Below are 21091 nucleotides of genomic sequence, written 5' to 3'. Positions count from 1 at the left end.
GGAGGCAGCGACGAGGGTGCTGCGAGCCTAGTCGCAGGCCTTCACGGTGCCTGCCTTCACGCCCTGGCAGACGACCTCCTTCGAGGCCCAGCCCGCATTGATGACCACGTCGAGGTTGTCCTTCGTGATCGCGACGGGCGTGAGGAAGAGCGCCGTCATGTTCTGCTTCTTCGGCCCCAGGTTCCAGGGCTTCGCGCCCTGGATCTCGGTGAGCTTCTTGCCGCCGGCGAGCTGCAGCGCGATTTCGGCCGCATTCCGGCCGAGTTCGCGGGCATCCTTGAACACGGTCACGGTCTGCGTGCCGAGGGCGACGCGATTGAGAGCGGCCTTGTCGGCGTCCTGGCCCGAGACAGGCACGGAACCCGCGAGGCCCTGAGCGGCGAGCGCCGCGATGGCGCCGCCCGCGGTGCCGTCATTGGCGGCGACCACTGCATCGACCTTGTTGTTGTTCTTGGTGAGGAATTGCTCCATGTTCCGCTGCGCGTTGGCCGGGAGCCAACCGTCCGTATAGGCTTCGCCCACGTTTTTGATCTTGCCCGCGTCCATGGCGGGTTTGAGCACTTCCATCGCGCCCTGGAACAGGAAGTTGGCGTTCGGATCGGAGCCCGAGCCCTTGATGAATACGTAGTTGCCCTCGGGCTTCACCTTGAACACTTCGCGCGCCTGCAGGCGGCCTACCTCCACGTTGTCGAAGGTGAGATAGAAGGCCTGCGGGATTTCGATGAGGCGGTCGTAGCCCACGACCGGAATGCCCTCGGCCACGGCCTTCTCGACTGCCGGGCGCACCGCATCCGCATCCTGGGCGAGCACGATCAGCGCCTTGGCGCCGCGCGCGATCAGGCTTTCAATGTCTGTGAGCTGCTTGGCGGGCGAGGATTGGGCATCTGCTGACACATAGGTGCCGCCAGCCTTCTCGATGGCCGCCTTGATCGCGGCTTCATCGGTCTTCCAGCGCTCTTCCTGGAAGTTCGACCAGCTGACGCCGACAACCGGGCCATCGCCCTGGGCAAAAGCCGCGCCAGCCGAAAGGGCCAAGGCGGCAAGGCTGATGAGAGCGTGCTTCTTCGATACCATTGGTTTCCTCCTGGGCCATGTTCCCTCTCGGCCCTGTGCTCATGGCAGGTTGTCTTTCCCGAGCAGATCGACAGACGTGGCTCACGCTGCCATGCTTTATTTTTCGAGCGGGGAAATAATTATCCCTCCCGGATCGGCCTTCAAGCCGCAAAGCTCTCATTATTTGGTTGGATATCCTTTTTAACCGGAGATGATTTATTCGTTGCGTGAATAAATAACCTCCATGTCCATGCTCCCCCTCTCCCCCCGTGAAACCGCCCGACGCCGTCTCCTGGACGCCTTGCGCCGCGAGGGGCCCATGGCGCGGGTGGAAATCGGGCAGCATCTCGGCATGAGCCCGGCGAGCGTCTCCGAGCTGACCGCCAGCCTCCTCGATGAGGGCATTCTCGTCGCCGAAGAGGCGGCGGATCAGGGGACGGGCCTGATCCGGGGACGGCCCAAGGTCCGCCTGTTCTTCGCCGGATCTTTGGGTTCCGTGATCGGCGTCTGGACCGGCTTCAACCGCATCGAGCTTCGTCTGGTGGACAGCGCGGGCCGCAACCGGGCGAGCCGTCACATCGAGCGCCCTCTGAGGAATCTCGGGGCCGAGGAGTTGATGGACGTTCTGGACGATACCATCACGACCTTCGCCAGGGTAACCGGCGCCGCCGACGTGAAGGCCGTTGGCCTTGCCTGCCAGGGCTATGTGGACACCCGCGACGGCGTCGTCGCCTGGAGTCCGGTGCTCGGCACCCGCGACCTGCCCCTCGCGGCGGGCCTGAGCGAGCGGCTCGGCAAACCCGTACTGATCGAGAACGACGCCAGCGCCATGGCCTTCGCCATAGCCCAGCGCAACCCGGATTTCCGCTCGGGAAGAACCGCCTGCCTGATGGTCGGCGACGGCGTCGGCCTGGGATTCCTGATCCAGGGGGAACTCTATCGCGGCGCACGGTTCGGCGGCAGCGAATTCGGCCATGTCCGCCTGCGCCGCAGCGGTCCGCAATGCCGCTGCGGCGGGCGAGGCTGCATCGAGGCCTATCTCGCCGATTACGCCCTGCACCGGGATGCCCAGCTCATCGACCACCGCCCGGCCCCCACCCTGCTTCTGCCGGGCGAAGAGGCCATGAACGCCGTGGTGAGGCAGGCCCGGTCGGGCGATCCCGCCCTGCTCAACCTGTTCCGTGAAGCGGGCGAGGTTCTGGGAGACGCGGTGAGCATCCTGATCCAGACCCTGGAGCCGGACCATATCGTGCTCTGCGGCCCCGGCACCCGGGCCATGGACCTCTTGCGCCCCTCGTTCGAGGCCGCCCTCGAATCACAGACCATTCCGGAACTCAGGGCGCTCGCCGCTATCCACGTGGTGGAATCGTCCCTCGACCTCCTCACCGAAGGCGTGGTGATGCAGGCGCTCAGGGAGCTCGATCTCGATCTGGCGCGCCTGAAGGCTGCATAACGGAATGCCGGACGTAGCCATGCGGCTGCGAAACCACTATCTGTATGGGGTCCATTTCCTCCACGAACGAGACCCATGGCCTCTTCCCGTTCCGTCCAAGCCGGCGACCATATTTTCCTCGTCGACGGCTCCTCCTTCATCTTCCGGGCCTACTTCCAGTCCATGAACCAGGACCAGAAGTACAATTCCCGCAGCTCGGACGGCATGCCGACGGGGGCCGTGCGCCTGTTCGTGAGCAAGCTCCTGCAGTTCATGCGCGACGGGGCAGCGGGTCTGAAGCCGACGCATCTGGCCATCGTGCTCGACAAGTCCGAGGGCTCGTTCCGCAAGGAGCTCTACGAGGATTACAAGGGCCACCGCCCCGATGCGCCGGAGGACCTGAAGGTTCAGATGCCGCTGATGCGCGAGGCGATCCGCGCCTTCGGCCTTGAGCCCGTGGAACTGCAGCGCTACGAGGCGGACGACCTGATCGCCACCTATACGCAGCAGGCCAAGGCCCGCGGCGCGGACGTGCTCATCATCTCCTCCGACAAGGACCTGATGCAGCTCGTCGGCCCCAAGGTGTGCTTCTACGACTTCGAATCCGGCTCCAAGGGCAGGCCCGGCTATCGGCCCGAGCGCAATCTCGACGAGGCCGCGGTGATGGAAAAGTGGGAGGGCATCCCGCCGGAGAAGATCGGCGACGTGCTGGCCCTGATGGGCGACACCTCGGACAACGTGCCGGGCGTTCCGGGCATCGGCCTCAAGACCGCGGCGCAGCTCATCAAGGAATACGGCGATCTCGAAACGCTGCTGGAGCGCGCGAGCGAGATCAAGCAGCCCAAGCGCCGCGAGACGCTGATCAACAACGCGGAAGCCGCACGGCTTTCCAAGAAGCTCGTGACGCTCGACTGCGACGCGCCGGTGCCCGTCCCCCTCGACGATCTGCGCGTGCCGGAACCCGATCCCAAGACGCTCATCGGCTTCCTCAAGGCGATGGAGTTCAGCACGCTCACGCGCCGCGTGGCGGAACTCTACGATGCCGATCCCGCCGCTATCGAGCCGGACCCGCGCCTGATGCCCGGCGGCGAGGCGATCCGGTGGGAGCGCAACGGTGGAATGGCGGGAAGGGATGACGAACCTCCGCTCTTCGAAAAGGGCGAGGCGGTTGCAGGTGACGCCGATCCTTTCGCCGGCATCGACCTGCCGGAAACGGGCGCGGCCCGCAAACCCGTGGAGGGCGTCGGCACGCCTTCGCAATTGGCCGGGAAGCGTGCGACGGAAGCGTCGTCGCTTCCGTTCGACGTGTCGTCCTACGAGACCGTCACCAGTCTCGACCGGCTGAAGGAATGGGTCGCGCAGGCCCGTGAACAGGGCTATGTCGCCGTCGATACGGAGACGAGCGACCTCGATGCCAATCGGGCCGATATCGTGGGCTTCTCGCTGGCTCTGGAGCCCGGCAAGGCCTGCTACGTGCCGCTTCAGCACCGCGACGAGTCCGATCTCTTCGGCGGCGGGCTCGTGAAGGGCCAGCTTCCGGTGACGGACGCGCTCGATGCGATCCGGCCGATGCTCGAGGATTCGTCCGTCCTCAAGATCGGGCAGAACCTGAAATACGACTGGATCGTGTTCAAGCGCCACAATATCGATGTGCGCCCCATCGACGACACGATGCTGATCTCCTACGTGCTCGACGCAGGAAAGGGCTCGCACGGGATGGACGAATTGTCCCGTCGCCATCTCGGCCATGCGCCGATCAGCTTCTCGGAGGTCGCCGGAACGGGCCGGAACAAGCTGACCTTCGACAAGGTCGACATCTCCAAGGCCACGGCCTACGCGGCGGAGGACGCGGACGTCACCCTGCGCCTCTGGCAGATCCTCAAGCCTCGTCTGATCGCCGAGCACCGCGCCACGGTCTATGAGACCCTTGAGCGCCCGCTCGTCGACGTGATCGCGCGCATGGAGATGCGCGGCATTCTCGTGGACCGGCAGATCCTGAGCCGTCTGTCCGGCGACTTCTCGCAGACGCTCGCGCGCCTCGAGGACGAGATCCACGAGATGGCGGGCGAGAAATTCGCCCTCGGCTCCCCGAAGCAGATCGGCGACATCCTCTTCGGCAAGATGGGCCTGCCCGGTGCGAAGAAGACCCCGTCCGGCCAATGGGCGACGCCTGCGACCCTGCTCGAGGAATTGGCCCAGTCCGGTCACGAGCTGCCGGCGAAGATTCTCGAATGGCGCCAGCTCGCCAAGCTGAAATCCACCTACACGGATACCCTGCAGGAGCACATGCACCCCGACACCAAGCGGGTGCACACCTCGTTCTCCCTCGCGGCCACGACGACGGGCCGTCTCTCCTCGTCCGACCCGAACCTGCAGAACATCCCGATCCGCACGGAAGCGGGACGCAAGATCCGCACCGCCTTCATCGCGCCGCCGGGGCACAAGATCATCTCGGCCGATTACAGCCAGATCGAGCTGCGCATCCTTGCCCATATCGCCGACATCCCGCAATTGCAGGACGCTTTTGCCAAGGGGCAGGACATTCATGCCGCGACCGCTTCCGCCATGTTCGGCGTGTCACTCGATCAGATGACGCCGGATCTGCGCCGTCAGGCGAAAACCATCAATTTCGGCATCATCTACGGCATCTCGGCCTTCGGCCTCGCCACGCGCCTCGGCATTCCGAACGCGGAAGCCTCCGCCTTCATCAAGCAGTATTTCGAGCGCTTCCCGGGCATCCGCACCTATATCGACGAGACGAAGAAGGCCTGCAAGGAGAAGGGCTATGTGACCACGCTCTTCGGGCGCGTGTGCCACTACCCGCAGATCCGGTCGAGCAATCCCTCCGAGCGCGCGGGCGTGGAGCGCCAGGCCATCAACGCGCCGATCCAGGGCACGGCCGCCGACATCATCCGCCGCGCCATGATCCGCATGGAGGACGCGCTCAGGGCCGAGCGCCTGTCCGCGCGCATGCTGCTGCAGGTGCATGACGAACTCGTCTTCGAGGCTCCCGACGACGAAGTGGAGGCGACGCTTCCGGTGATCTCCCGAGTGATGACGGAAGCCCCCTTCCCGGCCGTGAACCTCAAGGTCCCGCTCGCCGTGGAAGCCCGCGCCGCGCAGAACTGGGACGAGGCGCATTGACGTTTTGACGGCGCAGCGTATCGGCTGCGCCGAAGGGCGATCGTTCAAACCGTCATCCGTGACCCTACCCTTACGGAATATCTGATCCTCATCACAAGAAGCGGACCGTGTGCTTTCACACAGAGCCGCACCTGCCCATGAGCCGTATCCGTTCCTTGCAACGAAGAAGGGTCCTTCCGATACAAGGGCAACGGCGGGATCAGGCGGCTTTTTCCGTTACGGGAATCCCCTTCCTTACGGCCGCACCTCTCTGAACGGAGAGTTGCGGCCCTGAAGCCACCTCCTATACCCCATCATCAAGTTGCTCCGATGGTCTTGCCGCCGCGTGTTCTCGCGGTGTCCCGGGCCGCGTGCGCAACGACCTACGCAATCCGTCGAGTGTCTTTCCACCGACGCAGACATACCGAGCGCCCGAACACTGAGAAGCAGACCAACGTGGCGTTCAGCACCTCGCGGCAAGCCGAACAGCCTTCGTTTCAGGAGACCCACATGACGTTCAAGATTTGGGGCGCGGAGAGCTCCGCCCGACTTTCCGGCACCGACCGGGATGCCGTCGCCATGCTGCCGAACGGCGGTTTCGTGGTGACCTGGCGCGAGAACAGCACAATCGCGTTTCAGCGCTACGACGGCAATGGCGTCAAGAGCGGCAATGTCCAATTCGTCGCGTCATCCAGCCTGTTTCAGCAATTCGCCGATGTCATTGCGATAGGCACCGACGGCGCTCTTGCCATCACATGGACTGAGACACTGGCAACCGGCGGGCGGCTCATGCGGAGCCAGACCTTCAATGTCGACGGATCCCCGAACGGCGCTCTGACGGAGAATGCGAGCGTTCAAATGGACGGGGCGCAGATGGCGTCCAACGACCGGAACGGTTGGGCGACGGCCTATGTCGAAAAGGTGTCCGGAACGAACACGATCAGGCTTCTTCAGCATGCCGCCGACGGCACGCAATTCGGCGCGGCCGTGAGCGTCTCCTCAGCCTCCGGGGTCCGCGATCCGGATGTCGCCTGGCTCGGAGGAACGACGCATGTCGTCTCCTATGTCACAGACGGCAATATCACCTTCTCCATCGTCAACGGCGACCAGGTTGGGCCCGCGACGACCGTCGCCCCCGGTGTCAAAGGCGACATCGTGGCGCTGAAGGATCCCGTCTCCGGGGCGCTGAGCGGGGCATTCGCCGTCATCGTCGACAATGGTGCAATGGGCGTCGAGACGCGTCTCTACGATGCAAGTGGAGGGTTCCTCGGCACGGTGGATATCGCGGGAACCAAGCCGAACTCGGATTTCGATTGCGTCAGCGTCACCGCCCTGAAGGGCGGCGGCTTCGCGGTCGCCTTTATCGCGGCGGATGCGGCCGCGAACGACCAGGGCGATGTCTATGTCCGTGTCGTCGATGCGAACGGCATCGCAGGGCCCGCCCTCAAGGTGAATGCAAGAGCGGCCGCCGACGGTTTCGGCGCCCAGAAGACACCCGCGATTTCCGAAATGGCCGACGGCCGCCTCGCCCTGTCCTGGAACGACTGGACGATCGGCAACGGCCTGACGTCCACGACGATCGTCGATGCGCGCACCGCCAGCATCTCGGTGATCGGGACCGCCCACAACGACGTCTATGCTCCCTCCGAGCATACCGGCGATTTCCTGAACGGGAGCGGAGGCATCGACACGCTGACCTTCAAGGGAACGACGACTGGCGGCGTTGCGCTCAACCTCGGTGCGGAATCCGGTTCCGCGGGCGACGCCGCGGGCGACGCCTATCTCGGCTTCGAGAACGTCATCGGATCGAAGTTCGACGACACCCTGACGGGCGGAGCCGGAGCCAACAGGCTGGAGGGTGGTTCCGGGAACGACCGCCTGAATGGCGGTGCGGATGTGGACGTCATGATTGGTGGATCCGGCAACGACATCTACTATGTCGACAACGCCTCCGATCAGGTGTCGGAGACCGCTACAGGCGGCACGGCAGACCGGGTCTACACCGACGTCACCTATACCCTGTCTGCCTACGTCGAGCATCTTTACGCCACCGGGAGCGGCGCGATCACGCTCACCGGCAACACCTCGAGCAATAAGCTGTACGGCAATGCCGCCGGCAACAGGCTCAACGGAGGCGCCGGCAATGACATCCTGTACGGCGCCGCCGGCGCCGACCTCATGGTCGGCGGCACGGGCAACGATATCTATTATGTCGACAATAGGTCCGACAGGGCCGCAGAGGCCTCCAGCGGCGGCACGGCGGACACGGTCTATACCAGCGTCAGCTACGCCCTGTCCGCTTACATCGAGAGGCTCTATGCCGCCGGCACGAGCGCGATCAGCCTTACCGGCAACGCGCAGGCTAACATTATCAAGGGCAATGCCGGCACCAACAAGATTTCCGGCGGATTGGGGAAGGACACGCTCTACGGCGGATCGGGCAAGGACATCTTCATGCTCGACACCAAGCTGTCCTCGGCGAACTTTGACAAGTTCGCCGATTACAATGTGAGCTACGATTCGATCTATCTCGACAACAGGTACCTGACCAAGCTGGGCTCCGGCTCGGTGACGAGCCCGAAGAAGCTTGCCTCCGCGGCCTTCTGGAAGGGCCCCAAGGCTCACGATGCCAGTGACCGCATCATCTACGATCCCGCCAAGGGCTATCTCTATTACGATGCGGACGGCACCGGCGCCTCCAAGCAGGTGTTGATCGCCACTCTCGCCAAGGGACTCAAGATGACCTACGCCGAGTTCTACGTCATCTGAGCCGGTATCGGCTCCCCCGTCGAAAGGGAGGCGCCCCGGAAGGGGCGCTTTTTCCTGGTGCCGTTCCACGGAGACGGGTTTCACGAATCGGGCCGCTCGCGCATGATCGCGGGAATCCAGCCGGAGCTGCCCATGGCCTATGAATTCTACTACTGGCCCACGATCCAGGGACGCGGCGAGTTCGTGCGTCTCGCCCTGGAAGAAGCGGGCGCCGATTACATCGACGCGGCGCGGGAGTCGGAAGGCGTCGCCGTGATGATGCGGATGATGGAGCATGCAGCGCATCCGCCCTTCGCACCTCCCTTTCTGAAGGACGGGGAGACGATCATCGCCCAAACGGCGGCGATCCTTCTCTACCTCGGTGCGCGGCACGATCTCGCCCCGAAGGATCCGGTGGCCGGATTGTGGACGCACCAGGTCCAGCTCACCATCGCCGATTTCGTCGCGGAAGCGCACGACACGCATCATCCGATCGCGGTGAGCCTCTATTACGAGGACCAGAAAGCGGAAGCGCTCCGGCGGTCCGCCGAATTTCGCCAAAACCGAATCCCGAAATTCCTGGACTGGTTCGAGACGATCCTCGCCCGCAATCCCTCCGGTGGGGCGCATCTCGTCGGAAATGGGCTCACCTATGCCGACCTGTCCCTGTTCCAGGTGGTCGAAGGATTGTCCTATGCCTTTCCGAAGGCCACGAAACGCGCGCTCGCGGACGCACCGCATGTCGCGGCCCTGCGCGAGGCGGTCGCCCGGCGGCCGCGCATCAAGGCTTATCTCGCGAGCCCGCGCCGGATCCCCTTCAGCGAGGACGGAATCTTCCGGCACTACCCGGAACTGGACGGTTAACCTTCTTCGGCAAGGATCTGTTAAACAATCGGACGCAATCTAGGCCCGGGCGCGTTGCTCTGTCCGCCGCCTCTTCAGAACCGGCAAGCGGCTTTTTCACGCGCCCATGCGAGGGACCGATCATGATCGAGGAAACCGAAACGGTTGCGGTCCGCCTGTGGCGCGACCGGGTGCAATTGCGGGAGCAGGAGCGCAACGAGGCGCAGACCCGTCTGCGGATCGCCGAGGAGAAAGTGGCGATCCTCATGGCCGAGAACGACCGCCTCGCTGCGGAGAACGCGCGTCTGCGCGCGCTCGTCAATCCCGATGCGGACAACGCCCGGACGGAGACCCAACGGCAGATGGAAGCGCTCAAGGGTGCGCTCCTGCCGCTTCTGTCGGGAGCCGCCAGTTCCCTGAACTGATGCTTGGATGAAAAGTTACGCCGCGATCCGGGCCATGGCCTCGTTGAGGCAGTACATGGCCACCGGCTGGCCTGCCCGCGCCACGACGCTGCAACCCTTCGGCACTTCGCGCCAGCCCTTCGTCTTGTCGTCGATAGGCTCCGAGACCACGAGCAGGTTGCTCCCCTCCTCGCGGAAGTAGAGCGTCGGCGGTTTGCCGTCGCAGGCCCAGCGGTAGGCCCACAGGTTTTCGCCGTCGGTGAAGGCGGCGGTAAAGCGCAGAGGCTCCTCGATCTGCGCCTCGTCCATGAGCCTGCGCACCTGCTTCAAAGTTTGCGCCATGGCCGATACGGGCTCCTCGGCCAAACCATTGGCCAGCGCTACGAGGAAGAGCGCCTCCGAATCGGTGGTGCCCTGGCGGCGCTCGTAGAGCTCGTCCGGGATCAGGGCCTCGAGCCGGCGCTTGATCCGCAAGTAGCCGCCGATCTGGCCGTTGTGCATGAAGAGATGGCGACCCTGCGCGAAGGGATGGCAATTGGCTCGCGTGGTGGAGGTTCCGGTGGAGGCCCGAACATGAGCGAAGAAGAGACCGGAGCGCACCTGCCCGCACAGACTTCTCAGGTTCTCGTCCGACCAGGCGGGACGCACCTCCCGATAGATGCCAGGCTCCCTGCGTTCCCCGTACCAGCCGATCCCGAAGCCGTCGCCGTTCGTTCCGGTCTTGGCTTCGGCCGCATGAAGCGATTGATGAACCAGCGAATGAGCCGGAGCACAGACAAGTTCGTCGAGGAAGATCGGTTCTCCCCGGTAGGCAAGAAAGCGGCACATTGGCTCCACAACCCTGCGGCAGATCTTTGTAATTGTGTTTTACTCTCGCTCGATCATGGTGAACAGCCAGTTAACGGCCCCACCGTTGCGGCCCTGCGCGCCTTCCCTTAAACGGGTTCCCAACATCGCAAGCCTGCCGGGAACCCGGCGAGGGGGAAATCGACACATGCATCGCATTCCGTGCGCGGCCCTCGCAGCCGCCCTCACCATGCTGCCGCAAGCGGCCTTCGCGGCCGAACTCGACGGCGCAGCCCTGGGCTTCGCCTGGGCTCTGCCCTTCGCCGGCATCCTGCTCTCCATCGCCCTTTTCCCGCTGACGGCGCTCCATTTCTGGGAGCATCATCAGGGCAAGATCGCAGCCCTGTGGGGCCTGCTGGTGCTCGTGCCCATGGCCGCCCTCCTCGGTCCGACCACGGCGCTCCACGCGCTCACCCATACGGCGCTTCTCGAGTACGTTCCCTTCATCCTGCTGCTGCTCGCCCTCTTCACGGTAGCCGGCGGCATCCTGGTGCGCGGAAATCTCCATGGCTCTCCGGGCACGAACACGGTGCTTCTTGCCATCGGCACGGTTCTGGCGAGCTTCATCGGCACCACCGGCGCCTCCATGGTGATGATCCGGCCCATGCTGCGCGCCAACGACGACCGCAAGCACAACGTCCACGTCTTCGTTTTCTTCATCTTCCTGGTGTCGAACGTGGGCGGATCGCTCACGCCGCTCGGCGATCCGCCGCTCTTCCTCGGCTTCCTGCGAGGCGTCGATTTCTTCTGGACGACCACCCATCTCCTTTCCGAGACGCTCTTCGTGGCCGGTCTTCTGCTCGTGCTTTTCTTCGCGGTCGATACGGTGATCTACAGGAAGGAGGGCCACGTCTTTCCCGATCCGACGCCCGACAACCCGGTCCGCGTGACGGGCGGCATCAACTTTCTTTTGATCTTCATCATCATCGCCGCAATCCTCATGAGCGCCACTGCGGATCTCGGCCGCATCACCGTGCTGGGCTCCGAGATCGAGCTCGCCAATGCGCTGCGCGACGCGATCATGATCGCGGTGACGATCATCTCCCTGAAGCTCACGCCGAAGGCGAACCGCGCCGAGAACGGCTTCTCCTGGGGGCCAATTCAGGAAGTGGCGAAGCTCTTCGCGGGCATCTTCATCACCATCATTCCAGTGCTCGCCATGCTCAAGGCGGGGGCTGACGGCGCCTTCGCGCCCCTCGTCGCCCTGGTCACGAATCCTGACGGCAGCCCCAACAACGCCGCCTATTTCTGGCTCACGGGAGGCCTGTCCTCGTTCCTGGACAATGCACCGACCTACCTGGTGTTCTTCGAACTCGCTGGCGGCGAGCCGCAGGCGCTGATGACCACGGGGGCGCTGACCCTCGCCGCCGTCTCGGCGGGCGCCGTGTTCATGGGGGCGAACTCGTATATCGGCAACGCGCCCAACTTCATGGTCTATGCGATTGCCCGCCAGGGCGGTGTGAAGATGCCGAGCTTCTTCGGCTATCTCCTGTGGTCGGGCGGAATCCTGGTGCCGATCTTCTTCGTGACGACGCTTCTGTTCTTCCGGGGGTAAAGCGCCGGATCGCACGTCGGATCAGGCGCATGCCTCTCTCCGCTTGCAGGGGGGAGGGTGAGGTGGCGTGGGACGGCGATCCCCTTCTCTGTCATGGCCGGGACAGGCCCGGCCATGACAGAGACGCGCGGCGCTTCACCGAAGCGGGATCACCGGCACGGAGGTCGGTGATGACTTGAGAACACAAGCCGCTTCAGGCGTCCAGCCGTTCCGTCACGTCCTCCGCCAGCGCCAGGCAAGAGGTGAGCCCCGGGCTCTCGATGCCGAAGAGATGCACGAGGCCGGAAAGCCCATGCTCCTCCGGCCCGTCGATCATGAAATCCGCAGCCTTCTCGCCGGGGCCCGTGAGCTTCGGGCGAATTCCCGAATAGTCCGGCACCAGGGCACCGTCGGGCAATCCCGGCCAGTAGCGGCGGATCGAGGCATAGAAGCTTTCCGCGCGCCCCGGATCGACCTCGTAGATCTCGCGGTCGATCCATTCCACGTCGGGCCCGAAGCGCATGCGTCCGGCGAGGTCCAGCGTCACATGCGTACCCAATCCGCCATCCACTGGTGCGGGATAGATCAGGCGCGAGAAGGCGGGCCTGCCGAGGCAGCCGAAGTAATTGCCCTTGGCGAGCACGAGCGACGGCACACGCTCCGGCGCATAGCCTTCCGTTGCCCGCGCCAGCGCCTGCGCGCCCAGTCCGGCCGCGTTGACGACCGCATCGACAGGGATCTCCGCGGGCTCAGCCCCTCCCACCTGAACGTTCCACCGCGTTCCATCTTGCGCGATCCGCTCGACGGACGCGTGGAAGGCGATCACGCCGCCTGCGGCTTCCAGATCGCCCTGGAGGGCCAGCATCAGCGCATGAGAATCGACGATGCCGGTCTCGCGCGAGAGAACCGCACCGGTGCAGAAGAGGTTCGGCTCCAGAGCCGTTGCCTCGTCGCCCGTCAGGAAGGAAAGTCCCTCGACGCCGTTGGCGATGCCCTGCTCATAGATGCCCTCGATCTTCGCCTGCTCGAGATCATTCGTCGCAACGATCAGCTTTCCGCATTTTCTATGTGGCACGCCGTGGCTCTCGCAGAAGGCATAGAGCAACCGCCGCCCCTTCACGCAGTGTCGCGCGCGCAACGACTCGGCCGGATAGTACATGCCCGCATGGATCACTTCGCTGTTGCGCGAGGAGACGCCGTTGCCGATCCCGCCCGTCTTTTCCGCGACGATGACGCTGTGGCCGCGCTGGCTGAGCGCGCGCGCAATGGCGAGCCCCACCACGCCGGCACCGATGACGAGTACGTCCATTCACCCCCTCCAATGCGAAACGGCGGCCCGAAAGCCGCCGCTCCTGCTATCCTGTTTACTGCCCTCAGGCTGCGATCGACATCTGCGGCCCTGCGGAGCGCACGTCGGAATCGACATGGCCCTCGAAGCGCTTGAAGTTCTCGTTGAACATGGCGATCAGGCGCTTCGCGGTCTCGGCGAACTCCGCCTTGTCGGCCCAAGTCTTGACCGGATACAGGATGTGCGGCTCGACGCCGGGCACCGAGGTCGGCACCGCAAAGCCAAAATAGGGATCGCGGCGGAAATCGGCGCGGGAGAGCGAACCTTCGAGCGCTGCGGTGAGCAGGCGGCGCGTAACGCGGATCGGCATCCGGCGGCCGACGCCGTACTTGCCGCCGGTCCAGCCCGTATTGACGAGCCAGCAGTCCACATGATGCTTGGCGATGAGGTCGCGCAAAAGGTTGCCGTACTCGGACGGGTGGCGCGGCATGAAGGGCGCGCCGAAGCAGGTGGAGAAGGTGGCTTCCGGATCCTTCACCCCCTTCTCGGTGCCCGCCACCTTCGCGGTGTAGCCCGAGAGGAAGTGATACATGGCTTCGGCCGGAGTAAGCTTGGCGATGGGCGGCAGCACGCCGAACGCGTCGCAGGTGAGCATCACGATGTTCTTCGGGATGCCAGCACGCCCCGTGGAACTCGCATTGGGGATGAAGTCGAGCGGATAGGCGCAGCGCGTGTTCTCGGTGCGCGAGGCGTCGTCGAAATCGGGAATGCGCGTGATCGGATCGATGGTCACGTTCTCCAGCACCGTGCCGAAGCGCTCGGTGGTGGCGAAGATCTCGGGCTCGGCCTCGCGGGACAGGCGGATCGTCTTGGCGTAGCAGCCGCCTTCGAAATTGAATACGCCGTTCGGGCCCCAGCCGTGCTCGTCGTCACCGAGGAGCGTGCGGTTCGGATCGGCGGAGAGCGTCGTCTTGCCAGTGCCGGAAAGGCCGAAGAACACGGCCACGTCGTTGGCGCTGCCGACATTCGCCGAGCAGTGCATGGGCATGACATGCTCGGCCGGGAGCACGTAATTGAGATAGGTGAAGACCGACTTCTTCATCTCGCCTGCATAGGACGTGCCGCCGATGAGCACGATCTTGCGGGCGAAGTCGCAGGCGATCACCGTCTCGGAGCGGCAGCCGTGACGAGCCGGATCCGCCTTGAAGGACGGCAGGTCGATGATGGTCAGACCAGGAACATAATCCTTCAACTCGCCCCTCTCCGGGCGGATCAGAAGATTGCGGATGAACAGGGAGTGCCAAGCGAACTCCGTGAAGACCCGCGCCTTGACCCGGAAGGCGGGATCGGCGCCGCCGTAGAGATCCTGGGCGAACAGCTCCTTGCCTTTCGCATGCTCCAGGAAGTCGTGCAGGAGCGCATCGAAATTCGCAGGCGTGATGGAGCCGTTGTTGTCCCACCAGACCGTACTCTCTGTGGTCCCGTCGCGCACCACAAACTTGTCCTTGGGCGAGCGGCCCGTATGCACGCCGGTCTCGGCCAGGAGCGCGCCTCCCTTCACGAGCTTGGTTTCGCCCCGGATGAGGGAATGCTCATAGAGTGCGGGAGCTTCGAGGTTCCAGTAGACTTTCTTGAGATTGCGGAAGCCGATGACCTCCGCGCCTTGAGCGCTGTTGAAGACGCCGATGTTATCCACGGAAGACTTCTCCTGGTCGCCGATCGTCGTGCGGTCGGAAACGCCGCTTTCCGATGGCCGTTACAATGTTACATTCAGATGGTGCCAGTGTCACTTACCGGCGAAACCGCCTGAACCAAGGATGTTTAGGTCAGACAGCCAAGCCGTCAACCGAGGCATTCCATGACATTCTATTTTGGAGAGGGCTAGGGCGCACGCCATGGCGTGCGCGGATTTTTTTTCGCATTCGCTGCGACTCTTTGGGAGAACTGACGGGTGACCGGCGTCTCGTGCAAGGCTTGAAGTCTCCGGGCCCGCCCCTTCAAATGCGGCCGGATGGAGTCTGGCGAGCTCCTGCCTTGTTCATTCCCCGTTGAACCGACGCTCCCTAAATACCACTATCGGGTGGCCCATTCCTGGTCTCGGGCTCTGGGCAACCATATTTATGCCACTAGTAAGGCGCAGTTGGGCACGATTTATGGCCGTCTGCGTTTATCGAACGATACGTCACGCGACCATCGTCCGTGTAAGATAGGGAAGAGTTCATGCCCACGATCGCTCTTGTCGACGACGATCGCAACATCCTGACCTCCGTTTCGATTGCCCTTGAGGCAGAAGGCTACCGCATTCAGACCTATACCGACGGGGCATCCGCCCTCGACGGCCTGAAGCATGCACCTCCGGATCTTGCCATCTTCGACATCAAGATGCCGCGCATGGATGGTATGGAGCTTCTGCGCCGCCTGCGCCAGAAGTCGGACCTGCCCGTGATCTTCCTGACCTCCAAGGACGAGGAGATCGACGAGTTGTTCGGCCTGAAAATGGGGGCGGACGACTTCATCCGGAAACCTTTCTCCCAGCGTCTCCTAGTGGAGCGCGTAAAGGCGGTGCTGCGCCGCTTCGCGCCCAAGGACCAGAGCACGCCCAAGGAAACGGACCCGAAAGCCCTGGAGCGCGGCCAGCTCAAGATGGACCCGGAGCGCCACGCCTGCACGTGGAAGGGCGAGCCTGTCACCCTCACGGTCACCGAGTTCCTGATCCTGCAGGCGCTCGCCACCCGTCCCGGGGTGGTGAAAAGCCGCAATGCCCTCATGGACGCGGCCTATGACGACCAGGTCTATGTCGACGATCGCACCATCGACAGCCACATCAAGCGCCTGCGCAAGAAGTTCAAAGCGGTTGACCCGAGTTTCGAAATGATCGAGACCCTGTACGGTGTGGGTTATCGCTTTAAGGAAGCCTGATCCCGGAGCATCGGACATGGAAGGCGTTCGAGGCGGGGCCGAGGGCTCGCACCGGCGAAAACCGGATCCGCTTTTCCGCCCCATGGGCCGGGATGCCTGCCCCATGGCGGCAAAGGACAACCAGGAAAGAAGGCCATGTTCCGGGACGGGCTCGCAGGTCGCGACTGAATGAGTGGCATGAAGGCTGATCCCATCCACACCGAGGCGGCGACAGACGATCCGCCCGCTCCTCGCGGCATCCTGGCACGGCTGAGGCATTTCGGCCGCATGCTCTCCCAGCGCGCCTCATCGAGCCTGACGCGGCGCATCGTGGTGCTCAATCTCGCCGGCCTCGTAGCCTTGCTTGTGGGCTTTCTCTACCTCAACCAGTTCCGCGAAGGCCTCATCGAGGCCCGGGTGCAAAGCCTGCTTACCCAGGGAGAGATCATCGCTGGCGCCATCGCCAGCTCCGCGACGGTGGAAACCAACACCATCACCCTCGATCCCGACCAGCTCCTGCAGATGCAGGCCGGCGAGACGGAGCGCCTGCACGACGAGGGCCTCTCCTCGCTGGAATTCTCCATCAATCCGGAGCGGGTGGCGCCTCTGCTGCGACGTCTCGTGACGCCCACGCAGACCCGCGCCCGCATCTTCGACAGGGACGGCATGCTCCTGCTCGATTCCCGCAACTTCTACTCCCGCGGCGACATTCTGCGCATGGATCTGCCGCCGGTGGGAAACGTGGAAGACACCGCAAGCTTCATCGAGCGTACCTGGAACAGCGTCCGCAAGATGTTCCGGCGCACGAAACGGCCCGTGAAGGAGGAGGCCGGCCCCGTCAACGGAAAGACCCTGCCTGAAGTGCAGCAGGCCTTCGCGGGCCAGCAGTCGAGCGTGGTACGCGTGAACACGCGTGGTGAGACCATCGTGTCCGTGGCGGTTCCGGTCCAGCGCTTCCGCACCGTCCAGGGCGTGCTGCTGCTCTCCACCCAGGAAGGCGACATCGACGCCATCATCGCCTCCGAGCGCTTCGCCCTGCTCCAGGTCTTCCTGGTGGCGGCTTTGGTCATGATCGTTCTCTCGCTCTTCCTGGCGGGTGCGATCGCAGGCCCCGTCCGCCGCCTCGCGGAAGCGGCCGAGCGCGTCCGCTGGGGCACCAAGTCCCGCCAGGAGATCCCTGATTTCACCAACCGCTCCGACGAGATCGGCCACCTCTCCGGCGCGCTGCGCGACATGACGAAGGCGCTCTACAACCGCATCGACGCCATCGAGAGCTTCGCGGCGGACGTGGCGCACGAGCTGAAGAACCCCCTCACCTCTCTTCGCAGTGCCGTGGAGACGCTGCCGCTCGCCCGCAGCGACGAATCCCGCGGGCGGCTCATGTCGATCATCCAGCACGACGTGCGGCGTCTCGACCGCCTTATCAGCGACATTTCCGACGCCTCGCGCCTCGACGCGGAACTCGCCCGCGCCGATGCGGAGCCGGTTGACATGGCGCGCCTGCTGGAGGCGGTGGTGTCGGTGGCCAACGAGCGCCGGCAGGAGCACGATCCCCTCATCGAGCTCAGCCTTGAAAACCACGCGCGCGGCCGCGATGCCTTCATGGTGCTGGGCCACGACAGCCGCCTCGGGCAGGTGTTCAACAACCTCATCGACAATGCCCGCTCCTTCTCGCCGCCCGATTCTCCCGTGCGCGTGACCCTGCGGCGGCGCAAGAACGAGGTGGAGATCCTCGTGGAGGACAGCGGTCCCGGCATCGAGCCGGATGCCCTCGACCGGATCTTCGAGCGCTTCTACACGGATCGTCCCGAGCAGGGATTCGGGCAGAACTCGGGCCTGGGGCTGTCCATCTCGCGCCAGATCGTGGAGGCTCACCGCGGCACCATTCGCGCCGAGAATCGTCCCGGCCCGCCCGACGAGACCGGCGAGCCGACCCGTCGAGGCGCCCGCTTCATCATCCGCCTCCCCACGGCGGAGAGCCCGAAGGGCAGGAAGGACCAGGGACGGAAAGAGAACGGAAGGCGGGAGCAGGCGAGAAAAGCCCAAGGAGAGAAAATCCCTTGAGCGCGCCTGAGACCGTCCACGCGTCCTGTGTCGTCATCGGCGAGGCCGGCGTCCTGATTCGGGGTCGCTCGGGCTCCGGCAAGTCGACGCTGACGCGCGAGATGGTACTTCATGCGATCCAGGCCGGCCGGTTCGGCTGCCTCGTTAGCGACGACAGGACCAGTCTCCGGGCCGCGCACGGCCGCCTCTTGGGAAGCCCGGTGGAGCCCCTTGCCGGTCACCTGGAGATCCACGGCCTCGGCATCACCCGCCAGCCCTACGAACCCGCCGCCGTGATCCGCCTCGTGATCGACCTGAGCGAAGACCCTCCACGCTTCCCGGAGGCCGGGGATGATAATATCGTTCTGTGCGGCGTCATGATCCCTCGCATCCGCATGCGGGCCGGGGCTAGTTTCGCGAGCATCGCCCTGGGGCGCCTGAGTGGTGTTTGCGACACGGTCATGACACTGTGATGAACTTTTCCTCTCAATGCTCTTGCGCTTGGCTTCGCGGTGCACAAAATAGCGGCTCCGCTCTCGGAGCATTCGGACCTGGAACATTATGATTGGAATGGTGCTCGTCACCCACGGGCAGCTCGCGACGGAATTCAAAGCCGCGCTTGAGCATGTCGTGGGCCCTCAGGAGCAGCTTGAGACGATCACGATCGGCCCCGATGACGACATGGAGACACGGCGCAAGGACATCATGGCCGCCGTGTGCCGGGTCAATTCGGGCCAGGGAGTCGTGGTTCTGACCGACATGTTCGGGGGCACGCCCTCGAATCTCGCCCTGTCCTGCATGAATGGCGGCTCCGTCGAGGTGGTGGCCGGCATCAACCTGCCCATGCTCATCAAGCTGGCTTCCGTCCGCGATGAGGAGCCCCTGAACGACGCGGTCTCCCACGCGCAGGAGGCCGGGCGGAAATACATCAACATCGCCTCGCGCGTTCTGTCGGGAAAATAGGAACCATGGATCAGTCTCTCGACCAGGATTGCCCCCCTGCTCCTGTTCCCGAGGGAGCCGAGGTCCGGGAGCTCCCGATCATCAACCGCCGCGGCCTGCATGCCCGTGCCTCGGCCAAGTTCGTGCAGACGGTGGAGCGCTTCGACTCCGACGTGACGGTGACCCGCTGCGGCGAGACCGTGGGCGGGCGCTCTATCATGGGCCTGCTGACCCTGGCCGCGGCCCAGGGCACGACCATTACCGTGACCGCCAAGGGGCGCGACGCCCAGGCGTGCCTCCAAGCCATCGACGATCTTCTCGCCAACCGTTTCGGCGAGGAGGAGTGAACCTCCCTTCCGGCGCCGCCGAGACATATAAAGACATCTTTATATCTTGATTGCCTCCAGGGCGGCTCTCTGGTAGAGACAGCGCCAACGGAAACCCCACGGGTGCAGGAGGCCATCATGGCTCAGGACTACATCGTCAAAGACATCGGTCTGGCCGATTTCGGCCGGAAGGAGATCTCGATCGCCGAGACCGAGATGCCGGGCCTCATGGCCGTGCGCGAGGAATACGGGTCCAGGCAGCCCCTGAAGGGCGCCCGCATCGCCGGCTCGCTCCACATGACCATCCAGACCGCGGTGCTGATCGAGACCTTGAAGGCTCTCGGCGCCGACCTCCGCTGGGTGTCCTGCAACATCTACTCCACCCAGGACCACGCCGCCGCCGCCATCGCCGCCGCCGGCATCCCGGTCTTCGCCTACAAGGGCGAGACCTTGAAGGAGTACTGGGATTTCACCGCCAAGCTGTTCGACTGGCACGACGGCGGCATGCCGAACATGATTCTCGATGACGGCGGCGACGCCACGATGCTCGTCCACATGGGCCTGCGGGCCGAGCAGGGCGACGCGGCCTTCCTCGACAAGCCCGGCTCCGAGGAGGAAGAGGTCTTCTTCGCCCTCATCAAGCGCCTGCTCTCGGAAAAGCCGAAGGGCTGGTTCGCCGAGCTCGCCGCCGCGATCAAGGGCGTGTCGGAAGAGACCACCACCGGGGTTCACCGCCTCTACATCATGGAGAAGGAGGGCAAGCTCCTCTTCCCGGCGATCAACGTGAACGACTCCGTGACGAAGTCGAAGTTCGACAATCTCTACGGCTGCCGCGAATCTCTGGTCGACGGCATCCGCCGCGGCACAGACGTGATGATGGCCGGCAAGGTCGCCATGGTCGCCGGCTTCGGCGACGTGGGCAAGGGCTCGGCCGCTTCGCTCCGTCAGGCCGGCTGCCGCGTGCTGGTGTCGGAAGTCGATCCGATCTGCGCGCTCCAGGCCGCCATGGAAGGCTACGAGGTCACGACGATGGAGGACGCCGCTCCCCGCGCCGACATCTTCGTCACGGCCACCGGCAACAAGGACGTGATCACCATCGAGCACATGCGCGCGATGAAGGATCGCGCCATCGTCTGCAACATCGGCCACTTCGACAACGAGATCCAGGTCGCGGCCCTCAAGAACCTCAAGTGGAACAACGTCAAGCCGCAGGTGGACGAGATCGAGTTCCCTGACGGGCACCGCATCATCCTGCTCTCGGAAGGCCGACTGGTGAACCTCGGCAACGCCATGGGCCATCCCTCCTTCGTAATGTCGGCCTCCTTCACGAACCAGACCCTCGCCCAGATCGAGCTCTTCACGAATCAGGGCAAGTACGAGCGCAAGGTCTACACCCTGCCCAAGCACCTGGACGAGAAGGTAGCCTCGCTCCATCTCGAGAAGATCGGCGTGAAGCTCACCAAGCTCCGCCCCGATCAGGCGGCCTATATCGGCGTATCCGAAACCGGCCCGTTCAAGCCGGATCACTACCGTTACTGATCGCTGCTTCCACTACGGAAGGCCCTCTGAAAGCCCGGCGTCGCGCCGGGCTTTTTCATGGTGTCCGCGCTC

Annotated in this window: 16 protein-coding genes; 12 read left to right on the top strand and 4 right to left on the bottom strand. The window is 64.3% G+C overall.

Annotated features, from left to right (window positions below; all coding sequences use genetic code 11):
• Window positions 1–27: 27 nt before the first annotated feature.
• Window positions 28–1074 carry a D-xylose ABC transporter substrate-binding protein gene (gene xylF / locus GR328_RS11330; protein ID WP_160884631.1) on the bottom strand — a complete coding sequence of 349 codons (1047 nt, stop codon included), beginning with the start codon at window positions 1072–1074 and terminating at the stop codon, window positions 28–30.
• A 223-nt stretch (window positions 1075–1297) separates the two neighbouring features.
• Between xylF and GR328_RS11325 the strand changes: the two genes are divergently transcribed.
• From GR328_RS11325 to GR328_RS11305, 5 genes are all read left to right on the top strand, one after another.
• Window positions 1298–2506 carry an ROK family transcriptional regulator gene (locus GR328_RS11325; protein WP_160884630.1) on the top strand — a complete coding sequence of 403 codons (1209 nt, stop codon included), beginning with the start codon at window positions 1298–1300 and terminating at the stop codon, window positions 2504–2506.
• A 75-nt stretch (window positions 2507–2581) separates the two neighbouring features.
• Window positions 2582–5629 carry a DNA polymerase I gene (polA, locus tag GR328_RS11320; RefSeq protein WP_160884629.1) on the top strand — a complete coding sequence of 1016 codons (3048 nt, stop codon included), beginning with the start codon at window positions 2582–2584 and terminating at the stop codon, window positions 5627–5629.
• 489 nt (window positions 5630–6118) lie between these two features.
• A complete protein-coding gene (locus GR328_RS11315) occupies window positions 6119–8377 on the top strand; it encodes a calcium-binding protein (protein ID WP_160884628.1) in 2259 nt (752 codons plus the stop codon).
• Window positions 8378–8509: 132 nt separating this feature from the next.
• A complete protein-coding gene (locus GR328_RS11310; RefSeq protein ID WP_160884657.1) occupies window positions 8510–9220 on the top strand; it encodes a glutathione S-transferase in 711 nt (236 codons plus the stop codon).
• 122 nt (window positions 9221–9342) lie between these two features.
• Complete coding sequence (locus tag GR328_RS11305; RefSeq protein WP_160884627.1) at window positions 9343–9624, top strand: hypothetical protein; 282 nt, start codon at window positions 9343–9345, stop codon at window positions 9622–9624.
• Window positions 9625–9639: 15 nt separating this feature from the next.
• On the opposite strand, the gene GR328_RS11300 is transcribed toward GR328_RS11305, so the two are convergent.
• Window positions 9640–10431, bottom strand: a complete 792-nt coding sequence (locus GR328_RS11300) for a class II glutamine amidotransferase (RefSeq protein ID WP_160884626.1) — start codon at window positions 10429–10431, stop codon at window positions 9640–9642.
• A 166-nt stretch (window positions 10432–10597) separates the two neighbouring features.
• Between GR328_RS11300 and GR328_RS11295 the strand changes: the two genes are divergently transcribed.
• The gene (locus GR328_RS11295; protein WP_160884625.1) at window positions 10598–12004 is read left to right on the top strand and encodes a sodium:proton antiporter; all 1407 of its coding nucleotides are present in this window, start codon (window positions 10598–10600) and stop codon (window positions 12002–12004) included.
• A 193-nt stretch (window positions 12005–12197) separates the two neighbouring features.
• Here GR328_RS11295 and GR328_RS11290 read toward each other — a convergent pair whose 3' ends face one another.
• Together GR328_RS11290 and GR328_RS11285 are read right to left on the bottom strand one after the other, a co-directional pair.
• Window positions 12198–13292 (bottom strand): NAD(P)/FAD-dependent oxidoreductase, encoded by a 1095-nt coding sequence (locus tag GR328_RS11290; protein WP_160884624.1) that lies wholly within the window; start codon window positions 13290–13292, stop codon window positions 12198–12200.
• A 64-nt stretch (window positions 13293–13356) separates the two neighbouring features.
• Complete coding sequence (locus GR328_RS11285; protein ID WP_160884623.1) at window positions 13357–14967, bottom strand: phosphoenolpyruvate carboxykinase; 1611 nt, start codon at window positions 14965–14967, stop codon at window positions 13357–13359.
• A 524-nt stretch (window positions 14968–15491) separates the two neighbouring features.
• Between GR328_RS11285 and GR328_RS11280 the strand changes: the two genes are divergently transcribed.
• The 6 genes from GR328_RS11280 (at window position 15492) to ahcY (ending at window position 21019) form a co-directional block, all read left to right on the top strand.
• Window positions 15492–16190: a response regulator transcription factor gene (locus tag GR328_RS11280; protein WP_160884622.1), complete on the top strand. Its 699-nt coding sequence runs from the start codon at window positions 15492–15494 to the stop codon at window positions 16188–16190.
• A 177-nt stretch (window positions 16191–16367) separates the two neighbouring features.
• Window positions 16368–18233, top strand: coding sequence for a sensor histidine kinase (locus GR328_RS11275; RefSeq protein WP_160884621.1), 1866 nt, complete (start codon window positions 16368–16370; stop codon window positions 18231–18233).
• Window positions 18230–18685: an HPr kinase/phosphorylase gene (locus GR328_RS11270; protein ID WP_160884620.1), complete on the top strand. Its 456-nt coding sequence runs from the start codon at window positions 18230–18232 to the stop codon at window positions 18683–18685. Before GR328_RS11275 ends, GR328_RS11270 begins: the two co-directional genes overlap by 4 nt.
• Window positions 18686–18773: 88 nt before the next feature.
• A complete protein-coding gene (locus tag GR328_RS11265; RefSeq protein ID WP_047188137.1) occupies window positions 18774–19175 on the top strand; it encodes a PTS sugar transporter subunit IIA in 402 nt (133 codons plus the stop codon).
• A 5-nt stretch (window positions 19176–19180) separates the two neighbouring features.
• Window positions 19181–19501, top strand: coding sequence for an HPr family phosphocarrier protein (locus GR328_RS11260; protein WP_160884619.1), 321 nt, complete (start codon window positions 19181–19183; stop codon window positions 19499–19501).
• 117 nt (window positions 19502–19618) lie between these two features.
• Complete coding sequence (ahcY, locus tag GR328_RS11255; RefSeq protein ID WP_160884618.1) at window positions 19619–21019, top strand: adenosylhomocysteinase; 1401 nt, start codon at window positions 19619–19621, stop codon at window positions 21017–21019.
• The last annotated feature ends 72 nt before the right edge of the window (window positions 21020–21091 follow it).

Source organism: Microvirga makkahensis (assembly GCF_009830105.1).
In the GTDB taxonomy this organism is placed as follows: Bacteria; Pseudomonadota; Alphaproteobacteria; order Rhizobiales; family Beijerinckiaceae; genus Microvirga; species Microvirga makkahensis.
Note: the sequence above shows the minus strand (reverse complement) of the source record. Positions and strands in the feature narration are given on the sequence as shown.